The organism is Flavobacterium swingsii, from assembly GCF_900111965.1.
In the GTDB taxonomy this organism is placed as follows: domain Bacteria; phylum Bacteroidota; class Bacteroidia; order Flavobacteriales; family Flavobacteriaceae; genus Flavobacterium; species Flavobacterium swingsii.
Window position 1 is genome coordinate 250,406 of record NZ_FOJT01000004.1, and the last position, 18,773, is coordinate 269,178.

General features: G+C 32.8%; 20 protein-coding genes and 1 tRNA gene. 7 read left to right on the plus strand and 14 right to left on the minus strand.

Translation table 11 applies throughout. The features are described 5' to 3' along the window. Nucleotides 1-138: 138 nt before the first annotated feature. From BM053_RS08190 to BM053_RS08205, 4 genes are all read right to left on the minus strand, one after another. The gene (locus BM053_RS08190) at nt 139-615 is read right to left on the minus strand and encodes a hypothetical protein (protein ID WP_091476166.1); all 477 of its coding nucleotides are present in this window, start codon (nt 613-615) and stop codon (nt 139-141) included. A gap of 59 nt (nt 616-674) precedes the next feature. Further along, nucleotides 675-2,321, minus strand: coding sequence for a glucose-6-phosphate isomerase (gene pgi, locus BM053_RS08195; RefSeq protein ID WP_091476167.1), 1,647 nt, complete (start codon nt 2,319-2,321; stop codon nt 675-677). Nucleotides 2,322-2,456: 135 nt separating this feature from the next. After that, on the minus strand, nt 2,457-3,068 hold the full coding sequence (locus tag BM053_RS08200) for a 50S ribosomal protein L25/general stress protein Ctc (RefSeq protein WP_091476168.1): 612 nt from the start codon (nt 3,066-3,068) through the stop codon (nt 2,457-2,459). Nucleotides 3,069-3,098: 30 nt separating this feature from the next. Then, complete coding sequence (locus BM053_RS08205; protein ID WP_091476169.1) at nt 3,099-4,040, minus strand: ribose-phosphate pyrophosphokinase; 942 nt, start codon at nt 4,038-4,040, stop codon at nt 3,099-3,101. A 256-nt stretch (nt 4,041-4,296) separates the two neighbouring features. Between BM053_RS08205 and BM053_RS08210 the strand changes: the two genes are divergently transcribed. Beyond that, a tRNA-Leu gene (locus tag BM053_RS08210) sits at nt 4,297-4,376 on the plus strand. 30 nt (nt 4,377-4,406) lie between these two features. Here BM053_RS08210 and tyrS read toward each other — a convergent pair. Beyond that, nucleotides 4,407-5,702 (minus strand): tyrosine--tRNA ligase, encoded by a 1,296-nt coding sequence (tyrS, locus tag BM053_RS08215; protein ID WP_091476171.1) that lies wholly within the window; start codon nt 5,700-5,702, stop codon nt 4,407-4,409. Nucleotides 5,703-5,790: 88 nt separating this feature from the next. Here tyrS and BM053_RS08220 point away from each other — a divergent pair, with 88 nt between their 5' ends. Next, entirely contained in the window at nt 5,791-6,777 is a 987-nt protein-coding gene (locus tag BM053_RS08220) for an NAD-dependent epimerase/dehydratase family protein (RefSeq protein WP_091476173.1), read from the plus strand. Here BM053_RS08220 and BM053_RS08225 read toward each other — a convergent pair. From BM053_RS08225 to BM053_RS08235, 3 genes are read right to left on the minus strand one after another with little or no spacing between them, the layout of a single operon-like run. After that, complete coding sequence (locus tag BM053_RS08225) at nt 6,774-7,202, minus strand: DUF4296 domain-containing protein (RefSeq protein WP_091476177.1); 429 nt, start codon at nt 7,200-7,202, stop codon at nt 6,774-6,776. The two genes, BM053_RS08220 and BM053_RS08225, sit on opposite strands and share 4 nt — an antisense overlap. A gap of 4 nt (nt 7,203-7,206) precedes the next feature. Further along, complete coding sequence (locus BM053_RS08230) at nt 7,207-8,544, minus strand: dihydroorotase (protein WP_091476181.1); 1,338 nt, start codon at nt 8,542-8,544, stop codon at nt 7,207-7,209. A gap of 34 nt (nt 8,545-8,578) precedes the next feature. Next, a complete protein-coding gene (locus tag BM053_RS08235; RefSeq protein WP_091476183.1) occupies nt 8,579-9,304 on the minus strand; it encodes a polyprenol monophosphomannose synthase in 726 nt (241 codons plus the stop codon). Between the two features lie 98 nt (nt 9,305-9,402). Here BM053_RS08235 and BM053_RS08240 point away from each other — a divergent pair, with 98 nt between their 5' ends. The 3 genes from BM053_RS08240 to BM053_RS08250 all read left to right on the plus strand — a co-directional run bounded on the left by BM053_RS08240 (nt 9,403) and on the right by BM053_RS08250 (nt 11,678). After that, a complete protein-coding gene (locus BM053_RS08240; protein ID WP_091476184.1) occupies nt 9,403-10,068 on the plus strand; it encodes a DUF4271 domain-containing protein in 666 nt (221 codons plus the stop codon). A 20-nt stretch (nt 10,069-10,088) separates the two neighbouring features. Further along, a complete protein-coding gene (locus BM053_RS08245) occupies nt 10,089-10,838 on the plus strand; it encodes a uroporphyrinogen-III synthase (protein WP_091476677.1) in 750 nt (249 codons plus the stop codon). A 72-nt stretch (nt 10,839-10,910) separates the two neighbouring features. Further along, entirely contained in the window at nt 10,911-11,678 is a 768-nt protein-coding gene (locus tag BM053_RS08250; protein WP_091476188.1) for an enoyl-CoA hydratase/isomerase family protein, read from the plus strand. Nucleotides 11,679-11,681: 3 nt separating this feature from the next. Here BM053_RS08250 and arfB read toward each other — a convergent pair whose 3' ends face one another. From arfB to BM053_RS08275, 5 genes are all read right to left on the minus strand, one after another. Continuing rightward, complete coding sequence (gene arfB, locus BM053_RS08255; protein WP_091476191.1) at nt 11,682-12,086, minus strand: alternative ribosome rescue aminoacyl-tRNA hydrolase ArfB; 405 nt, start codon at nt 12,084-12,086, stop codon at nt 11,682-11,684. Next, complete coding sequence (locus BM053_RS08260) at nt 12,086-13,693, minus strand: DUF4301 family protein (RefSeq protein WP_091476195.1); 1,608 nt, start codon at nt 13,691-13,693, stop codon at nt 12,086-12,088. The genes arfB and BM053_RS08260 overlap by 1 nt, the downstream gene beginning before the upstream one ends. Continuing rightward, complete coding sequence (pnuC, locus tag BM053_RS08265; protein WP_091476197.1) at nt 13,645-14,277, minus strand: nicotinamide riboside transporter PnuC; 633 nt, start codon at nt 14,275-14,277, stop codon at nt 13,645-13,647. The genes BM053_RS08260 and pnuC overlap by 49 nt, the downstream gene beginning before the upstream one ends. Before the next feature lie 62 nt (nt 14,278-14,339). Further along, nucleotides 14,340-15,056, minus strand: coding sequence for a phosphoglycerol geranylgeranyltransferase (locus BM053_RS08270; RefSeq protein WP_091476198.1), 717 nt, complete (start codon nt 15,054-15,056; stop codon nt 14,340-14,342). Between the two features lie 12 nt (nt 15,057-15,068). Further along, nucleotides 15,069-15,710 carry a 4'-phosphopantetheinyl transferase family protein gene (locus BM053_RS08275; protein ID WP_091476201.1) on the minus strand — a complete coding sequence of 214 codons (642 nt, stop codon included), beginning with the start codon at nt 15,708-15,710 and terminating at the stop codon, nt 15,069-15,071. A 226-nt stretch (nt 15,711-15,936) separates the two neighbouring features. On the opposite strand from BM053_RS08275, the gene ahcY reads away from it, so the two are divergent. Beyond that, nucleotides 15,937-17,253 carry an adenosylhomocysteinase gene (gene ahcY / locus BM053_RS08280; protein ID WP_091476204.1) on the plus strand — a complete coding sequence of 439 codons (1,317 nt, stop codon included), beginning with the start codon at nt 15,937-15,939 and terminating at the stop codon, nt 17,251-17,253. Nucleotides 17,254-17,340: 87 nt separating this feature from the next. After that, complete coding sequence (locus BM053_RS08285; protein WP_091476207.1) at nt 17,341-17,997, plus strand: T9SS type A sorting domain-containing protein; 657 nt, start codon at nt 17,341-17,343, stop codon at nt 17,995-17,997. 51 nt (nt 17,998-18,048) lie between these two features. Here the strand turns inward: BM053_RS08285 and BM053_RS08290 are convergent, their stop codons facing one another. Beyond that, entirely contained in the window at nt 18,049-18,756 is a 708-nt protein-coding gene (locus BM053_RS08290) for a tRNA1(Val) (adenine(37)-N6)-methyltransferase (protein WP_091476212.1), read from the minus strand. Nucleotides 18,757-18,773: the final 17 nt, after the last annotated feature.

Here is an 18,773-nt window from a genome sequence, read left to right on the forward strand (position 1 = left end):
GTTTGGGGCTAAATCAGCATTATTTTTCGGATTTGCCAAATCTTCCAAATACAAACCAATTTTTCCATTAAGCCAAATCCCCAAATTGCTTGTAGCGTGTGTTAGCCGTTGTTTTTATTATTCAGTTCTGTTTTCAATTCAGTTTTTGTTTCTGTTTTTTTGTAGACTTTTCAAAGTAATGATTGGCTTAAATAATACTTTTTCGCAAGCGTAACAATTTTCAATTCTGTATTGTTCAAAATCACCAAACTTTGTTTTATAAAATTTATATCCACTTTTTTCAATTTCGAATTCCGCATAACAGTAGCCAATTGGCAAATCTAATGGAGTGTGAAACCAATCTATTCTTGTTTTTTCATAAAACTTGAAGTTTCCATTTTTGTCAGTTTTAACATTTTCAGTTCTTAAATCTCTTGATTCATTCGAGCCAATTTTCTCATTTATATAATACTCTTTTTCGATTCTGTAAACAGTTGCATTGATAACAGGCTTATTATTTTCGTCAATTACCTTTCCTTCAACATTTGCCTCATAGATTACTTTCTGAGGATGAATGAAAATTCCAATTATTAAAATTAGAAGGATTAAAAAGAAAATTTTGGTTGATTTTTTCATTTCTCTTGTTGTTCAGGTAAAATAACGGCTAACATTGAAATTTGTCTGATGTTATCAGTCTAATGGCTATTTTTTATAAAAAAACCTAACAAAAAACTTGTTGACGCATCGTGATTTTTAACGTTTGTAGTGTTAATTTCTTCCAAAATAGAGCTAGCTAGTTGTTTGCCAAGTTCAACGCCCCATTGGTCGTAACTGAAGATATTCCAAATAACACCTTGCACAAAGATTTTGTGTTCGTACATCGCTATTAGTGCGCCGAGTGTTTCTGGGGTTAACACTTTAATTAAAATTGTATTTGTAGGTTTGTTTCCTTCAAAAATTTTGAATGGAAGCAAAAAATCTGACTTTTCTTTAGAAAGTCCTTGCTTTTCTAGTTCAGTATTTACTTGGGCTTTTGTTTTACCATGAAGTAGCGCTTCTGTTTGTGCAAAAAAGTTAGACATAAGCATGTCATGATGTTCTTTGTCATCGTATAATGGTTTTATAAACCCTATAAAATCTGTTGGGATTAGTTTTGTTCCTTGATGAATGAGTTGAAAAAAGGCATGCTGAGAATTACTGCCAGGTTCTCCCCAAATAATTGTTCCTGTTTGGTAATTTACTCGATTTCCATTACGATCTACACTTTTTCCGTTACTTTCCATAACGGCTTGCTGTAAATAAGGTGCGAATTTTTGTAAATATTGTGTGTAAGGGATAATGGCTTCACTTTCGCTACCAAAAAAATTATTGTACCAAACGCTTAATAAGGCAAGAATAATAGGTGTATTTTTGTCGAAAGGTGTGTTTCTAAAATGATTGTCCATTTTGTTTGCGCCACACAATAGTTTATCAAAATTATCGAAACCAACCGCTAGACTAATTGTAAGTCCAACCGAACTCCACAACGAAAATCGTCCGCCAACCCAATCCCACATGGGAAAAATATTGTCATTATCGATTCCAAAATCGGTGGCGTTTTTTATATTGGTAGAAACGGCAACAAAATGTTTGGCAATATCTTCTTTAGTAGCAAATTTTAGAAACCAATCTTTAATCGTTTCGGAATTTGTTAGTGTTTCTTGTGTTGTAAATGTTTTAGAAACAATAACAAAAAGGGTAGTTTCTGGGTTTAGTTTTTTGATGGTTTCGGCCACATGATCGCCATCTATATTGGATATAAAATGAACGTTTAAATGATTTTTGTAAAACTGAAGTGCTTCTACAGCCATAGTTGGTCCTAAATCCGAACCGCCAATTCCTATGTTTACAATGTCGGTAAATGATTTTCCTGAAAAACCTTTTTTGTTTCCGTTTATAATGTTTTCAGAGAATAATTTTATTTTATTTTTTACTTCAAAAATCTCAGAAATTACATCCTCGCCATCTACTAAAGCAATATCATTTTTATTAGCTCTTAGTGCCGTATGCAAAACCGATCTGTCCTCGGTTTTATTAATTTTTTTACCAGTAAAGTAATATTCGATAGCGTCTTTCAATCCAACTTCGTTAGCTAAATCTAAAAGTAAATTTATGGTTGATTGATTGATTCTGTTTTTCGAGTAATCTACAAGAAAATCTTCCCATTTAATGTGAAATTTTTCTGCCCGATTGTTATCTTCTTGAAACATCTCCTGCATAGAAATGTTTTTTATTTCTAGAAAATGTTTTTCGAGTTCCTGCCAAGCTTTTGTAGTGATGGGATTTGTATTTTGCAAAGGCATTTCTGTCGGATTTGTTAATTTAAAATAAAATACGAATTTACGAATTTAAGCCAAACTTTGGTATAAGAAAAAAAATTAAAATCCATAAAAAAAGCGCTCCAATTGGAGCGCTTCTTATAAAAGTATGTCGAAAAATTATTTTTTCTTTTTCCCTGCTGGTGCTTTTGCAGCTTTTGCAGCTTCTTGAGCAGCTTTCATTGCAGCACGAGAAATTCTTACTTGACAAACAACTGTGTTGTCTGGGTGTAGGATTTTGTATTTTTCGTTAGCCAAAGCTGTAACATAAATTTTGTTACCCATTTCTAGAGGAGAAATATCTGCATCTAAGAAATCTGGTAGGTTAGCTGGCAAAGCTTTAACTTTAAGTTTACGTGAGTTAAGACGTAAAACACCACCTAATAATACACCTGGAGATGTTCCGATGATTCTTACAGGAACTTCCATAGTAACCTCTTTGTTATCAAATAATTGATAAAAATCAAGGTGTAAAATTTTGTCAGAAACTGGGTGTACTTGGATATCTTGCAAAACTGCGTTGTAAGATTTTCCGCCTTCAACTTCAATCACAACTGTGTGTGCGTTTGGAGTGTAAACCAATGATTTGAATGCTCTTTCGTCTGCCGAAAAATGCACTGGTTGATCTCCTCCGTATAATACGCAAGGAACCGCTCCAGCATTACGTAAGGCTTTAGTCGCAACTTTTCCTACGCTTTCTCTTTCTGATCCTTTAATTGTAATCGATTTCATTTTAAAAAAATATAGTTAATAAATAATAATTTACATTAAAAATTTTCCACTAATGGAATTGTTGTGGTGCACCATGTGCATAACTTCTGCAAAAAGAGGTGCACAACTCACGACTCTTATTTTGTTTGATTCTTTCTTTAACGGAATAGAATCGGTCACTATTAATTCAAGCAATTTTGAATTTTCTATCTTTTCGTAAGCATCTCCAGATAAAATAGCGTGGGTACATATTGCTCTTACACTTAATGCTCCTTTTTCTATCATTAAATCTGCAGCTTTCGCCAAAGTGCCTCCGGTGTCTATCATGTCATCTACTAAGATTACATTTCGACCTTTTACTTCACCTATTAATTCCATCGTATCAATTACGTTGGCTACTTTTCTTTGTTTGTAACAAATTACCACGTCCGATTCTAAAAATTTAGAATAAGCATAAGCTCTTTTAGAACCTCCCATGTCTGGCGATGCAATTGTTAAATTTTCTAAACCTAAGCTTTTTACATAAGGCAAGAAAATGGTCGATGCGAACAAGTGATCTACTGGTTTTTCGAAAAAACCTTGTATCTGATCTGCATGTAAATCCATGGTCATGATACGTGTTGCACCTGCTGTTTCCAATAATTTTGCAACTAGCTTTGCTCCAATTGGGACTCTTGGCTTGTCTTTTCTGTCTTGACGAGCCCATCCAAAATATGGAATAACTGCTGTTATGTGTCTTGCTGAAGCTCTTTTTGCAGCATCTATCATAAGTAACAATTCCATCAGATTATCTGCACTTGGAAATGTAGAACATACAATAAACACACGCAATCCTCTTATTGATTCCTCATAAGAAGGCTGAAATTCACCATCACTATATTGCGAGAACGTTACTTTTCCTAGCGTTGTTCCGTAGCTTGCAGCTATTTTTTCGGCTAGGTAAACACTTTGCGAACAGGCAAATACTTTTGCTTCGGGTTCTAGGTGTGGCATTAATTCGTTGTTTTTATTCCGCTACGCTCCATACAGTTCGGCTTCGTTTTTTGTTTAAAGCATCATGCGGATAAGCGCCTCGGGTGTAGTTAGTTAGTTGTGTTTCGTTTTACCGAGGTGCAAATTTAGGAATTAAATCGGAGTAAAAAAGATAATTTTTAAGTATTTTTTTATGAATTGCAGAAAAAATATTTACATTTGCAGTCACGAAACAAAAATCATTGCCCAATATGGGTTTTAATTTTGTCTACATGAAGCCCGGATGGCGGAATTGGTAGACGCGCTGGTCTCAAACACCAGTGGGAAACCGTGCCGGTTCGAGCCCGGCTCCGGGTACAAAATCCTCTTCGAAAGAAGAGGATTTTTTTATTTTACGCTCAAAACAAAATAATTTTTCTTCCCACTTTGCAATAATACAAACTGATTGTTTATCATGTCTTTTGCAGATAATGTGAATTCTTCGGTTACTTTTTCTTTATTTACTGATATCGAATTAGCCGAAAGTGCTCTTCTCGCTTCACCATTAGATTTTAAAAAACCTGATTTTTCGTTTAACACATCAACAATATTTATTCCGGCTTCGATATCCGATTTTGAGATTTCGGCTTGCGGAACACCATCGAAAATTTCTAGAAAAGTAGCCGCATCTAATCCTTTTAAATCTTCTGATGTTGAGTTTCCAAACAAAATATTGGAAGCTTTTATGGCTTTTTCTAACTCCTCTTTTCCGTGAACTAAGATTGTAATTTCTTCGGTTAATTTGCGTTGCAAAACACGCAAATGAGGTGCGGTTTTATGTTCTTCGGTCAAAGCATCAATCGTATTTTTATCTAAAAAAGTAAAAATCTTGATGTATTTCTCGGCATCTTCATCGGAAGTGTTTAACCAAAATTGGTAAAATTTATAAACCGAAGTTTTATCGGCAGTTAGCCAAACATTTCCTCCTTCGGATTTTCCGAATTTAGAGCCATCAGCTTTTGTAATTAGCGGTGTGGTTAGTGCGTAAGCTTTTGCTCCTTCACCGCCCATTCTACGAACTAATTCAGTTCCCGTGGTAATATTTCCCCATTGGTCCGAGCCGCCCATTTGCAACAAACAATTGTGAGTTTTGTACAAATGCTGAAAATCGTAACCTTGTATTAGTTGGTAAGTAAACTCTGTAAATGACATGCCTTCTCCATCTGCTCCCAGTCGTTTTTTGACAGAATCTTTGCTCATCATATAATTTACTGTGATTCGTTTTCCTATATCGCGAGCAAAATCTATGAACGAAAAGTTTTTCATCCAATCGTAGTTGTTTACTAAAATTGGGGCATTTGCATCGGTAGCATTAAAATCTAAAAAACTAGATAAAACTGCTTTTATTCCTGCAACATTTTTATTTAAAGTAGCTTCGTCGAGCAAATTTCTCTCGTCACTTTTTCCTGAAGGATCACCTATCATTCCTGTCGCACCACCTATTAAAGCAATAGGTTTGTGTCCAAAATTTTTAAGATGAACTAAAAGTATGATTTGAACCATGCTTCCTATGTGTAAGGAATCGGCAGTGGGATCAAAACCTATATATGCAGTAGTCGATTCTTTTGTTAATTGTTCTTCGGTTCCAGGCATCATGTCGTGAAACAAACCCCTCCATTTTAATTCTTCAACTAAATTCTTCATTTTCAAAATCAATTTTGACAAAGATAACAATTCGATGGCAATGTCAAAAATCAATTTCAATAACAATATTTATTAATATCTTTGGATTATGGTATTAGTTACAGGAGCAACAGGATTGGTAGGTTCGCATTTGGTTTTGCACTTATTAGAGCAAGGTCAAACGGTGAAAGCCTTATTTAGAAGCAAAAAAGGAAAACAAAAAGTAAAAACGGTTTTCGAACACTATAATAAACAAGAGTTGTTTGGTAAAATACACTGGTGTCAAGCCGATATTCTAGATATTCCTTCGCTCGAAGTTGCTTTTCAGGATGTTAATTATGTGTATCATTGTGCCGCTTTAATTTCTTTCGATCCAAAAGATGAAGAAAATCTCAGGAAAATAAATATAGAAGGGACTCAAAATATTATTAGTTTTTGTATCGATTTTAAAATAAAAAAATTGTGTTACGTTAGTTCTATTGCTGCTTTGGGAGATTTATTACCACACGAAACAATTGTTACAGAAGAATGTGAATGGAATCCTGAAATGCAACATAATGATTATGCGATTTCTAAATATGGTGCCGAAATGGAAGTTTGGCGCGCACAACAAGAAGGGCTTGATGTAATTGTTGTAAATCCTGGTGTTATTCTTGGGCCGCTTTTTTGGATAGATGGAAGCGGAGAAATTTATACTAAAGTAAAAAACGGTTTGCCTTTTTATACTAAAGGAAGTACGGGATTTGTCTGTGTGGGTGATGTAGTAACTATTTTGTCATTACTGATGCAAAGTGACATTGCAGGAGAAAAATTTATCCTGATTTCCGAAAACAAAACGTATCAAGAATTAGTTTTTGCTATTGCCGAAACGTTACAAGTAAAAAAACCAAAATTGCATGCAGGGAAATTTCTTACTAGTTTTGCTTGGCGAGTCGATTGGTTTTTAGCAACTTTTTTTGGTAAAAAAAGAACTTTGACAAAAGATTTAGCAAGTGCTTTACATAGTAAAGATGTTTACTCTAACGAGAAAATAATAAAACAATTAGATTATAAGTTTATAGAAACAGATGCTTATTTAAACATTCTAAAAAATTAACCTCTAGCAATAACTTTAGATTTTTTGACTATTTTTTCCAATGAATCTTGCGATTTTTTAGTTTTAACTTTTAATTCTTTACTGAGAACCTTGTCGATTTCTATTTTTTCCTTTTGTAATCGGTTAGATACATTTTCGAACATTAATTTATAAGTTTCAATATCTGAAGCGAAGTATTTGTTGTTTTCTACAAACTGTAAACTATCTATTTTGTATTTCTGATAAATATAAGTTTTGGAGTTTATGCTGTTTTTAGTCAGTTTTTCAGGACTATAACTCTTTAATGCTTGTAGCAAAGCCAAATCATACAAGATGTTTTCCATTACCGCTTTGTCTATTGGTTTTGCAGGTTTTGGGATTTCATTTTTATTAGAACAAGCGCTAATAATAATTAAAATAGATAGTAATAATATAATTTTCTTCATCGTATTATCGGTTAAATTCTAATCGCTTGCCGCAATGAATTTCTTTGGTTTTGGAGTTATGAAAAACTAATTCCCCGTTCACAAAAGTATGCGTGATTCTTGAGGTAAATGTAAAATCTTCAAACGGTGACCAACCACATTTGTATAAAATATTGTCTTTGTTTACGCGCCACGGCATTCCTGTATTTACAATAGCCAAATCGGCATAATAACCTTCTTTTATAAAACCACGACGATCTATTTTGAAAATTTTGGCAGGATTGTGTGCTGTTTTTTCGACAATCTTCTCAATCGAAATTTTTCCTTGATGAAAAGCTTCAAACAAAGCCACAACAGCGTGTTGTACTAATGGTCCGCCAGATGGTGCTGTAGTGTACAGATTCTGTTTTTCTTCAAGTGTGTGCGGCGCGTGATCGGTAGCAATAACATCTATTCTGTCATCGAGTAAGGCTTTCCAAAGTTCGTCTTTGTCTGCTTGTGTTTTTACCGCTGGATTCCATTTTATGAGTGTGCCTTTTTTTGCATAATCATCATTGGTAAACCACAAATGGTGAATACAAACTTCGGCGGTTATTTGTTTGTCTTCGACCGGAATATGCGAAAAAAGTTCTGTTTCTTTTGCTGTCGAAACATGAAAAATATGCAATCTTGCGCCAGTTTTTTGTGCCAGAGCTACTGCTTTTGATGACGAAACATAACACGCTTCTTCGCTACGAATAAGATGATGAAATTCCATCGGGATATCGTCCCCGTATTCTGCTTTATATTTTGCTAAATTGTTTTGTATCGTTGTTTCGTCTTCACAATGTACAGCGATGAGCATTTTTGTGCTCGAAAATATTTTTTCTAAAACAGCTTCATTATCAACTAACATATTTCCTGTCGATGAGCCTAAGAAAATTTTGATTCCTGCAACATTTTTAGGGTTTGTTTTTAAGACTTCTTCAAGATTATCGTTTGTTGCACCCATCATAAATGAGTAATTTGCATACGATGATTGCGCTGCAATCTGATATTTTTGTTCTAATAATTCTTGCGTTACGGCATTGGGAACAGTGTTGGGTTGCTCGATATAGGAAGTGATTCCGCCAGCAATTGCTGCACGAGATTCTGAAGCGATATCGCCTTTGTGAGTAAGTCCTGGTTCGCGGAAATGAACTTGGTCGTCTATCATTCCGGGAATTAAATAATTTCCTTCAGCATCAATAATTCTGCAATCGGACGATTTTGGACTGATGTTTTCGGCAATTTCTATAATAAATTCATTTTCAATAAGAACATCGCCTTCAAATATGATTCCTTCGTTGACAATTTTTGCATTCTTTATTAAAACTTGTTTCATTTTTTTGGTTTTTAGTTTTTTGGTAAAATCAAACTTATAATCGATTAAAAATTTTTCTTACTCGAAGCATAATTACGCCAAATATGGCTTCCTTAATAATGGCATTGCTCATTTTCGATTCGCCTTTGGTTCTGTCAGTAAAAATAATAGGCACTTCGGTAATTTTGAATTTGTTTATAAAAGTACGATACTTCATTTCTATTTGAAACGCATAACCAGTAAATTTTATTTTATCTAAATCGATGGTTTCTAGAACTTCTCTTCGGTAACAAATAAAACCAGCTGTTGCATCGTGTATTTTCATTCCAGTTATAAATCGAACATACATCGAAGCAAAATAAGACATGAGCACTCGGTTTAGTGGCCAGTTTACGACATTTACGCCAGTTACATAACGAGAACCTATTGCCATTCCTGCTTTGCCTGTATTACAATCATTGTATAGTTTTTCTAAATCGGCCGGATTGTGAGAAAAATCGGCATCCATCTCAAAAATATATTCGTAATCGTGTTGCAAAGCCCATTTGAAACCATGTACATAAGCGGTTCCTAATCCTGATTTTTCTTTTCTGGTTTCAAGAAATAATCCGTCGCTAAATTCTTGTTGCAGCTCGATTACTTTGTTAGAAGTTCCGTCTGGGGAATTGTCATCAACAATTAAAACGTGAAATTTTTTGGGTAACGAGAAGACAGCTCGAATGATAATTTCGATGTTTTCTATTTCGTTATAGGTTGGGATTATTACAATTCCGTCTTTCATAATGTAAAATTCTGATGCAAAAATAAGCTTTTTCGCAAATGAGTTTCTTAAATTATTTATAATTAAATAATAGTTTAAAAAATTTGTAATTTTGCACTATGAGTAAAACTGAACTTATTCCTCGAATTGTAGAAAACAAAGATTGGGTAACCATCTTGTTTATTATTGCTTTTACATTGCTTGTTGTTACTAAAACCGCTTTCGAAAATCGTTTTAGAGATTTTGTAAATTTACTAATTAATGATAAATATCTAAAAATATACAAAGATAGTAGTAATTTAATGAGTTGGTTTACAATACTTTTGTTTGTTGTTCAGCTTATTTCAATGTCCTTTTTCTTGCAATTAGTTTTAAGTTATTTTGGATATACGACTAAAACAAATTGGGTCACATTTATACAAATATTTACTTTTTTAAGCTTTTTTATATTATCAAAATTCTTGATTGAGAAGATTATTGCCACATCATTTAATATCGAAAATTTTACAGAACAGTTCAATTTGTTCAAAGTAAGCTACAGAACTTATATAGGATTGCTATTATTGCCAGTTAACATAATTATGTATTATACAAATATTATGAATACTTATGCTATAATTGGCGTTATGATTATGTTATTGATAATTAATGCAGTAACTTATTTAGTTTCATTAAAGAATTATCAAAAATTATTATTAAGTAAGTTGTTTTATTTTATTTTATATATTTGCGCACTCGAAATAGCGCCTTATTACTTTATGTATTATATTATTACAAAAAGGTAGCGCATTAGAAAATGTTTAATATGAAAGTGAAAACAATTTTAGTTTCGCAACCTGAGCCAAAGGTTGAAAACTCTCCTTATTTTGAGTTACAAAATAAGCACAAAGTTAAAGTTGATTTCAGACCATTTATTCACGTGGAAGGTGTCTTGGCAAAAGATGTTCGCACACAAAAGATAGATTTGAACAATTTTACGGCTATTATTTTAACCAGTAAAAACTCTGTAGATCACTTTTTTAGAGTGGCCGAAGAAATGCGTTATAAAGTGCCAGAAGATTTGAAATATTTTTGCCAATCGGAAGCGGTGGCATTTTATCTTCAAAAATATGTGGTGTACCGAAAACGTAAAATATATGTAGGTCAGAAGGATTTTGTAGATATGTCTACTTTATTCAAAAAATATAAAGACGAAAAATACTTATTACCATCGTCAGATCAACTAAATGCCGATATTCCTCAAACGTTAAATAACTTAAAAGTCGATTGGGTTCCAGGAACTTTTTACAAAACAGTAATGAGTGATTTGTCAGATTTAAAAGATGTTTACTATGATGTATTAGCGTTTTTTAGTCCAACAGGAATAAAATCATTATTTAAAAACTTTCCAGATTTTGAACAAAACAATACTCGAATCGCTGTTTTTGGAAGCACAACTCAAAAAGAAGCTTTAGAACATGGTCTAAGAATAGATATTTTGGCGCCAACACCAGAAACACCTTCTATGACTATGGCTTTAGAGAAATATGTTTCGGAAGCGAACAAAGGAAAATAAAAACACAACATCTGCTTCGGCGGATGTTTTTTTTAGCTTTAATTTTTATATTTACAGTTCTAAAAAAATCACATGAATACATTAAGCCCAAACGGATTTATTGCAACTACAATCGATAATAAAACCGCAACAATCACTTTTAGTCATCCTGCTAGCAATTCTTTTCCAAGTAATTTATTAAAGGATTTAACAGCTGAATTAAATTTGTTGAGTGATAATAACTCGATTTCGGTAATAGTATTGAAAAGTGAAGGCAATAGTGCTTTTTGTGCTGGTGCTTCTTTTGATGAATTACTTTCTATAGATAATTTTGAAGACGGTAAATTATTTTTTAGTGGTTTTGCGAATGTGATTAATGCGATGCGAACCTGCAAAAAAATAATTATTGGGAGAGTGCAAGGCAAAGCAGTTGGTGGTGGCGTAGGTTTGGCTTCGGCTTGTGATTATGTTTTTGCTGCTGAAAATGCATCGGTAAAACTATCTGAGCTTGCTATAGGAATTGGTCCATTTGTAATTGAACCTGCAGTTTCTAGAAAAATAGGAAAAACAGGCATGTCGCAACTTACACTTGCCGCTCATGATTGGAAAAGTGCTAAATGGGCTTTCGAAAACGGATTGTATTCGGAAATTTTTTCTTCAATAGAAGATTTAGATTCATCGTTAACAATATTTACCTCTAAATTATCTTCTTATAATCCAGAAGCTTTACAAGAAATGAAACAAGTTTTTTGGGAAAACACCGAACACTGGAATACCTTATTGTATGATAGAGCATCTATTTCTGGGCAATTGGTTTTGTCGGATTTTACTAAAAATGCTTTGAATCAGTTTAAGAAGTAAAATTTAATCCAAATTCGGTTTCTTTCTATTATTCTTAACCTCAGAAATATTTTTTTTGTCTTTTATTCTTTTTCTAATTACCGATTTTGGAATTTTAGTTGCTTTTCTAATTTTGGGTACGATTAAAGCATTTTTAATTAATTCTAGAAATCTTTTTGTAACAATAGCTTTGTTTTTTAGTTGGCTTCGATCTTCATCACAATTTAAAATCAATATATTTTCTGAAGTTAATCTTGAGGCTAATTTGTTTAAAATCAACTCTTTTTCTTCTTCCGAAAGCGCTTTAGAATTTTGTAAATCGAAACTCAAAACCACTTTGCTAGATACTTTATTTACGTTTTGTCCACCAGCGCCAGAACTTCGCACGGCTTTATAAGTTAATTCGTTTATTATTTTTTCCGTTTCCATTATTGTGGTTGGTGCGTAGGTTTTAGTAAATCATTTACCGTTTTAACAGGGCTGAAAGTGATAAGCGGAACTTCTACAAAAACAGTAAGCCAATTTGCCATGGCGCCGTTCCATAAACCTGGTAATTCGTATGCTTTATAATTTGCTCCGTTTTTGTTTTTGTCGACTATAAAACCACTTTTTTCATCTATAAAATGGTGTAAATTAATTTTTTTACCATTATAATTTTTAACACCACAAACAATATCAACTGGATTAAAATGTGTTGCTGATTTGAATATTTGTAATTGCTCTTCATCTTGTAAGTCTATTTGAGAACTTTCTATAATTTGCAACGAAATATCTTCATTTGTATTACGAATCCAAAAAGGACCACCGCCAGGCTCATTTTCGTTTTTTACCATACCACAAACTCGAATTGGTTTGTTGAAAATTTCTTTTATGTAGGTAATTTTATCATGAAAAGTAGCTTTTTCAAAATTATTTGAAATTACAATATTCAGCTTGTTTTTTGCAAAAGAAACAATTTTTTCTAGGTCATTTTCGGCAACTAAATTATGGTCAATGTTTTTTAAATAAGTGAAAATCTGATTTTGTAACTGCATCAGAATTCCTGCTAATGCTTTTTTGTAAAGCGTAATGGTTTCAATATGATTTTGAATCACATTGTCTATATTTTTGATAAAAATAATATCGGCATCAATATTATCTAGATTTTCGATTAAAGCGCCATGTCCTCCCGGTCTAAATACTAATTTGTTGTCTTCATCACGAAAAGGATTATTCTGAAAATCGACGGCAAGTGTATCTGTTTTTTCGTTTTGATAAGAAAAGCTGATGTTTATTTTGGTATTATTATCGGCTTCTATTTTGCTTTTTACTTCCGATAAAATTTCTTCAAATTCCTTCTGATGCTCTTCCGAAACGGTAAAATGCAAATTAGAAATTCCGTTTGACGAAGCATAACAAGCACTTTCGTTTAGGTGTTCTTCAATAGGAGTGGCAATGTGATTTTTGTACTGATGAAACGGCAAAATCCCTTTTGGTTTGTTAGCAAAATCGAAATTTTCGGAACCAATTAGAAATTTTATGAAGTAGTAATTCTTCTTATCTGTTGTCCAAGAATGAAAGTCCGGAAAAGTTTCTGCAAGTTTTTGATTTATAGCTTCAAAAAAAGGGAATTTTTCTATTCCGGTTAGAAAAACAGTCAGACTTGTTGCTTGGTTTTTATTAATATATCCGTTTATGGTATCGATTTCAATATCAAAATTATTCAGAAATTCATTCAGAAACTGAAACATTCTGCTTGCCGCTCCAGAAGCTGGAACAAACTTTTCTAGTTTCAAATTTGATTTTCTTTCGTCAAAAAAAGCAACTTTTTCTTTAAATTCTTCTTCGGATAAATTCCAAATTCCGTTTTGTAAAGTCGCAGCACTTTGCAAAGTGATTTTGGGGATTTTATTTCTAAAAATAGAAAGTTGATTTGAAATTGTATCTAATGAAATTCCTTTCTCCTCAATTTGCTGAAAATCGAAATTGTTGAAACCGTAAGTTTCTATTAAACTATTTTTTGTGGTACTGTTTTTTGCTGTAATATTTTCTTCCATTCTAAATAACCGTAAACGGCAACAATTGTAAATACTAGAAATTGTAAACTGGTAAATGTATATCCTTTTGCAAAATACAAAGGAATTGATATAAGATCGCCGACAATCCAGAAAATCCAATTCTCAATTTTTCTTTTTGCCATGAGCCACATTCCGACAAAAAATATTGCTGTCAAAAAGGTATCTACATAAGAAAACCAACTCGTAAATTTACCAAAATAAAGATATACAATGATAACAAAAACGAGTGTTAATACAAAAATAATAAACGCTATTATTTTCTCTTTATTTATTGTTACCGAAACAGGAAATTCTTCGACATCTCCTTTTTTTCGAGTCCAATGATACCAACCATAAATACTCATGATGAAATAGTAACCATTTATCATAGAGTCGCCTAATAATTCCCATTTCCATAGCAAATAAGCATATATAAATGTGCTGACTAATCCTGTTGGGAAAACCCAAATATGATCTTTTTTTGCACACCAAACGCTCCATAATCCAAAAATAATGGCGACTAATTCAAGTGTAATTTCGTAGGTTGGATAATCTTTGTATTGAGAAAAAAGATATTCTATCATTAGATTTTATATTGTTGATTAACGATTTTAGAATTAAAAAATCTGTGTAATTTGTATTTAAATTATTTATTAAAAAAATTCAAGTTATTTTCAAAAGCAGTTCCTATAACGACTAAATCCGCACCAGCTTTATGGGTTTTTTCAATGTCTTTAAAATTTGTAATTCCGCCACCAACAATTAATGGAATAGTAATATTTTTAGAAACCAAAGCAATAATCTCTTTAGAAACAGAAACTTTCGCACCGCTTCCGGCTTCTAAATAGATGAGTTTTTTGCCTAACATTTCGCCAGCTTGTGCTGTTTGAAGAATATATTCTGGATTATTTCTGTTTAATGGTTTTGTTTTGCTTACTCTTTCAACAGCTGTTTCTGCGCCGCTTTCTATGAGAATATATCCTGTTGAAATAATTTCGAGACTGGTTTTATTTAAAATTGGAACGGCGTTTACCTGATGTTCTATAAGGTAATCTGAGTTCCTTCCTGAGATTAAGGATAAAAACAAAATTGCATCGGCTTTGTTAGATATTTGCGACGGATTTCCTGGGAAAAGTACAATTGGTAAATCGCAATTTTTCTTGATTTCTAAAACCAATTCGTCAAGAATATTATTTTCGACAAGGCTTCCGCCAACAAAAATATGTGTCGCTGGAGACTGATTAATTTTTTCGATTAATTGTTGAATGTTGTTTAAATCGATTTTATCAGGGTCGAGCAAAACAGCAAGTAATTTCTTGTTTTCTGTTTTAGCTTTTAAGATTTGATTGTAAATAGTACTCATTTTTATTTACTTCTAATTTTCGAATGCATAAACTAACGTATAATTTTGACTATTATTTGAGTCTATTTCTTCGAAAAATATATCGAAAGATTCAATTAGATTGTTGAAAGATAATTGAGCCGTTGCTCTTTTGTCGGATAATAAAAAAGCATTTTCGAAAATATGATCTGGAAAACTGATGCCTTTTTCGTTTTTAATTTTAAAAACAGATTCTTTAATTCCCCACACAACAGTCGCTTTTCTAATTTGTTCTGAAACGGATAAGCCTTCTAAATGTGAAATATCCATAAAGCGAGAGGCAATTTTTAGAACTTTTTCTTTAGCCAATTCAATATCAATTCCTACTGGTTTGTCGCTTATCGCAATAGTTGAAAATTCGGACGAATGAGAAATTGAAATAAATTGGTTGTCTTTTAGATGCGGTTTTCCGTCTTGACCATAATGTAAGTCGAAATCGGAATAACCAGCTTCTTGCAATAGTTTGCGAACGCTAAGAAATCCTCGCTGATGCATTTCGGATTTCATCGTGTTTAGTCTGATGAGGTTTATGTCGTTTAGAACAACTTCATCGAATAAATCTTCGAAGGATTCTTCTATTTTCCAAATATAAATTTTGGTCGATGCATTGTGTGTAATTATTTTGTGTAAAGGCATGTTGTGTAATTGATTTTTAGCCCCGATAGTAGTGAAAATCCTTTTCTTTTTTTCTTTAGAAAAGAAAAGATTGCAACGGATAGCGGGAATAGCTCCTAAAAAATATTAATTATAGTGGTCTATAAATTAGACCGTTAAACAATGTATAAATATTCCTGAAAATAGTTTTTTTATAAACTTATTACGTAAATTTGCAAAAATTTTATAATACAAATATACTATAAATATGAGTACAGCGACTATGCCTTACGTGGCTTTCAAAGTAAAAGACATTTCTCTAGCGGCTTGGGGAAGAAAAGAAATTGAATTAGCAGAAGCTGAAATGCCAGGATTGATGGCGCTTCGTGCTGAATACAAAAACGAACAACCACTTGCGGGTGCTCGTATTGCAGGTTGTTTGCACATGACGATTCAAACTGCGGTTTTAATCGAAACATTAATTGCTCTTGGAGCTGAAGTTACTTGGTCTTCTTGTAACATTTTCTCTACTCAAGATCAAGCTGCTGCTGCTATTGCTGCTGCGGGAATTCAGGTTTACGCTTGGAAAGGTTTGAATGAGCCTGATTTTGACTGGTGTATCGAACAAACTTTATTCTTTGGGGAAGACAGAAAACCATTGAACATGATTCTTGATGATGGTGGAGATTTAACTAACATGGTTATTGACCGTTATCCTCATTTGGTTGATGGAATTAAAGGATTGTCTGAAGAAACTACTACTGGAGTTCACAGATTATACGAAAGAGTAAAAGCTGGAACTTTACCAATGCCTGCTATTAACGTAAATGACTCGGTTACTAAATCGAAATTCGATAACAAATACGGTTGTAAAGAATCTGCTGTTGATGCAGTTCGTCGTGCAACTGATATTATGTTGGCTGGAAAAAGAGTAATCGTTTGTGGTTACGGTGATGTTGGAAAAGGAACTGCTGCTTCTTTTAGAGGTGCCGGATCTATTGTAACTGTTACTGAAATTGACCCAATTTGTGCTTTACAAGCTGCAATGGACGGTTTTGAAGTTAAAAAATTAAACACTGTTGTCGCTAATGCTGATATCATCATTACAACTACTGGAAATAAAGATATCGTTCTAGGTTCTCACTTTGAACAAATGAAAGACAAAACTATCGTTTGTAACATTGGGCATTTTGATAACGAAATTGATATGGCTTGGTTGAACAAAAACCACGGTGCATCTAAAATTGAAATCAAACCACAAGTTGACAAATATACTATTGCTGGAAAAGACATTCTTATCTTGGCAGAAGGTCGTTTGGTAAACTTAGGTTGTGCTACAGGTCACCCAAGTTTTGTAATGAGTAACTCATTTACAAACCAAACTTTAGCTCAAATCGAATTATGGAAAAACAGCGCGGCATACAACAATGACGTATATATGTTACCAAAACATTTGGACGAAAAAGTGGCTTTCTTACACCTTGCTAAATTAGGTGTTGAATTGGAAACTTTACGTAACGACCAAGCTGATTATATTGGTGTTCCAGTTGACGGACCATTCAAACCAGAATATTACAGATACTAGTATTTAGGACTAAGTATTAAGATAAAACCCTTGCAGAAATGTGAGGGTTTTTTGTTTATATTTACATTTAAATTTAACAAAATTAACATGAAAAAAATTACTTTTCTATTTGTGCTGTCATTAAGTATAACTGCTTTTTCTCAATGCCCTTTTAATAATACATTTTATATTAACCTAACGCCTGCTTCTGAAGGAGGAACGGCTAGTGATGCTTGCGTTTTTGGAGGCGACTTAGTTACTTCAAATGTTGTTTTTGGTGAAACTTATGTTGTTTCACTTTGTAATAATACAGGATTTGAGGATTCACAATTAACACTATACGATTCAACAGGGACAATGGTTTTAGGCTATAGTGATGATTTTTGTGGTGTATATTCAGAAATAACTTGGGTTGCTAATTATACAGGAATTCTTAATATTATTGTAGATGAATTTCCTTGTCTAACGGGTAATGCTTGTATGAATTTAGATGTTACTTGGCAAAACAATTTAAGTAATGAAAGTTTTTCAAGTAGCAGTATATCAATCTACCCAAACCCAGTAAATGATGTTGTTAATTTTAATAATCTAAAAAATGAAAAATATAATGTTTCATTATATGATATTAATGGAAGGTTATTAATTTATAAAGAGATTAATGAAAACTTTGATATTCTAGATGTTTCAAGTTTAAATTCTGGGGTTTATCAACTGGAAATAATTAATGGCGAAGAAAAAACTAATAAAAAACTAATAAAAAACTAATAAAAAAAATAATAAAGAATCAAACAAAAATGTGAAGGTTTTATTTAAAAATTACATTTTCAAATAAAAATCCTTTGTCAAGGCAATATATTCTTCGGTATAAATATGTCGAGCAGTTTCGATAATTAATTCATCGATAGGGAAATTATCTTGTTTGCTTCGGCTAAAAGCCAATAAGCTACGTTTGATTTCAGAAGTTGGTGTTCCTTTTACTCGAGTTATTTTTATAGTATATAACTCAAATTCGTTTGCCAAAGCAATAAATATTTCTTCTTCTTTGAATGGAATTATAACCGAAAAAATTCCATTTTCAGAAAGTAATAAATCGGCCGCTTGGATTAGTTCTTCAAAAGGCATGGCGTCTGAAAAACGTGCCAAATCTCTTTGATCGTTATCGGTTTTGTAGTCTTCGGTGTAAAATGGGGGGTTGCAAACTATTAAATCATACTCGTCTTCTGGTTCTTCGACGAATTCGTCTAAACCTGCGTGGTAACAGAACAAACGGTCGCTCCAAGGTGAATTTTCGAAATTATCGGTTGCTTGTTCGTAGGCATTATCATCAATTTCTAAAGCATCTATTTGCTCGGCTGAAGTGCGTTGTGCCAGCATTATTGCAATAAGACCTGTTCCGGTACCTATGTCTAAAATAGAGTTTGGATTATGATTTATAGGAGTCCAAGCACCAAGTAAAACTCCATCAGTTCCAACTTTCATGGCTGTTTTGTCTTGCTGGACAGAAAATTTTTTGAATGAAAACATGAGATTGATGATTTCAG

Coding starts and splice junctions, on each gene's coding strand:
- BM053_RS08190 (WP_091476166.1), bottom strand. CDS start 615: ATGAAAAAATCAACCAAAATTTTCTTTTTAATCCTTCTAATTTTAATA.
- BM053_RS08220 (WP_091476173.1), top strand. CDS start 5,791: ATGGTATTAGTTACAGGAGCAACAGGATTGGTAGGTTCGCATTTGGTT.
- pnuC (WP_091476197.1), bottom strand. CDS start 14,277: ATGATAGAATATCTTTTTTCTCAATACAAAGATTATCCAACCTACGAA.
- BM053_RS08235 (WP_091476183.1), bottom strand. CDS start 9,304: ATGAAAGACGGAATTGTAATAATCCCAACCTATAACGAAATAGAAAAC.
- BM053_RS08245 (WP_091476677.1), top strand. CDS start 10,089: ATGAAAGTGAAAACAATTTTAGTTTCGCAACCTGAGCCAAAGGTTGAA.
- BM053_RS08285 (WP_091476207.1), top strand. CDS start 17,341: ATGAAAAAAATTACTTTTCTATTTGTGCTGTCATTAAGTATAACTGCT.
- BM053_RS08240 (WP_091476184.1), top strand. CDS start 9,403: ATGAGTAAAACTGAACTTATTCCTCGAATTGTAGAAAACAAAGATTGG.
- BM053_RS08250 (WP_091476188.1), top strand. CDS start 10,911: ATGAATACATTAAGCCCAAACGGATTTATTGCAACTACAATCGATAAT.
- pgi (WP_091476167.1), bottom strand. CDS start 2,321: ATGCCTTTGCAAAATACAAATCCCATCACTACAAAAGCTTGGCAGGAA.
- BM053_RS08290 (WP_091476212.1), bottom strand. CDS start 18,756: ATGTTTTCATTCAAAAAATTTTCTGTCCAGCAAGACAAAACAGCCATG.
- tyrS (WP_091476171.1), bottom strand. CDS start 5,702: ATGAAGAATTTAGTTGAAGAATTAAAATGGAGGGGTTTGTTTCACGAC.
- BM053_RS08230 (WP_091476181.1), bottom strand. CDS start 8,544: ATGAAACAAGTTTTAATAAAGAATGCAAAAATTGTCAACGAAGGAATC.
- BM053_RS08270 (WP_091476198.1), bottom strand. CDS start 15,056: ATGAGTACTATTTACAATCAAATCTTAAAAGCTAAAACAGAAAACAAG.
- BM053_RS08205 (WP_091476169.1), bottom strand. CDS start 4,040: ATGCCACACCTAGAACCCGAAGCAAAAGTATTTGCCTGTTCGCAAAGT.
- BM053_RS08200 (WP_091476168.1), bottom strand. CDS start 3,068: ATGAAATCGATTACAATTAAAGGATCAGAAAGAGAAAGCGTAGGAAAA.
- BM053_RS08275 (WP_091476201.1), bottom strand. CDS start 15,710: ATGCCTTTACACAAAATAATTACACACAATGCATCGACCAAAATTTAT.
- ahcY (WP_091476204.1), top strand. CDS start 15,937: ATGAGTACAGCGACTATGCCTTACGTGGCTTTCAAAGTAAAAGACATT.
- BM053_RS08225 (WP_091476177.1), bottom strand. CDS start 7,202: ATGAAGAAAATTATATTATTACTATCTATTTTAATTATTATTAGCGCT.
- BM053_RS08260 (WP_091476195.1), bottom strand. CDS start 13,693: ATGGAAGAAAATATTACAGCAAAAAACAGTACCACAAAAAATAGTTTA.
- arfB (WP_091476191.1), bottom strand. CDS start 12,086: ATGGAAACGGAAAAAATAATAAACGAATTAACTTATAAAGCCGTGCGA.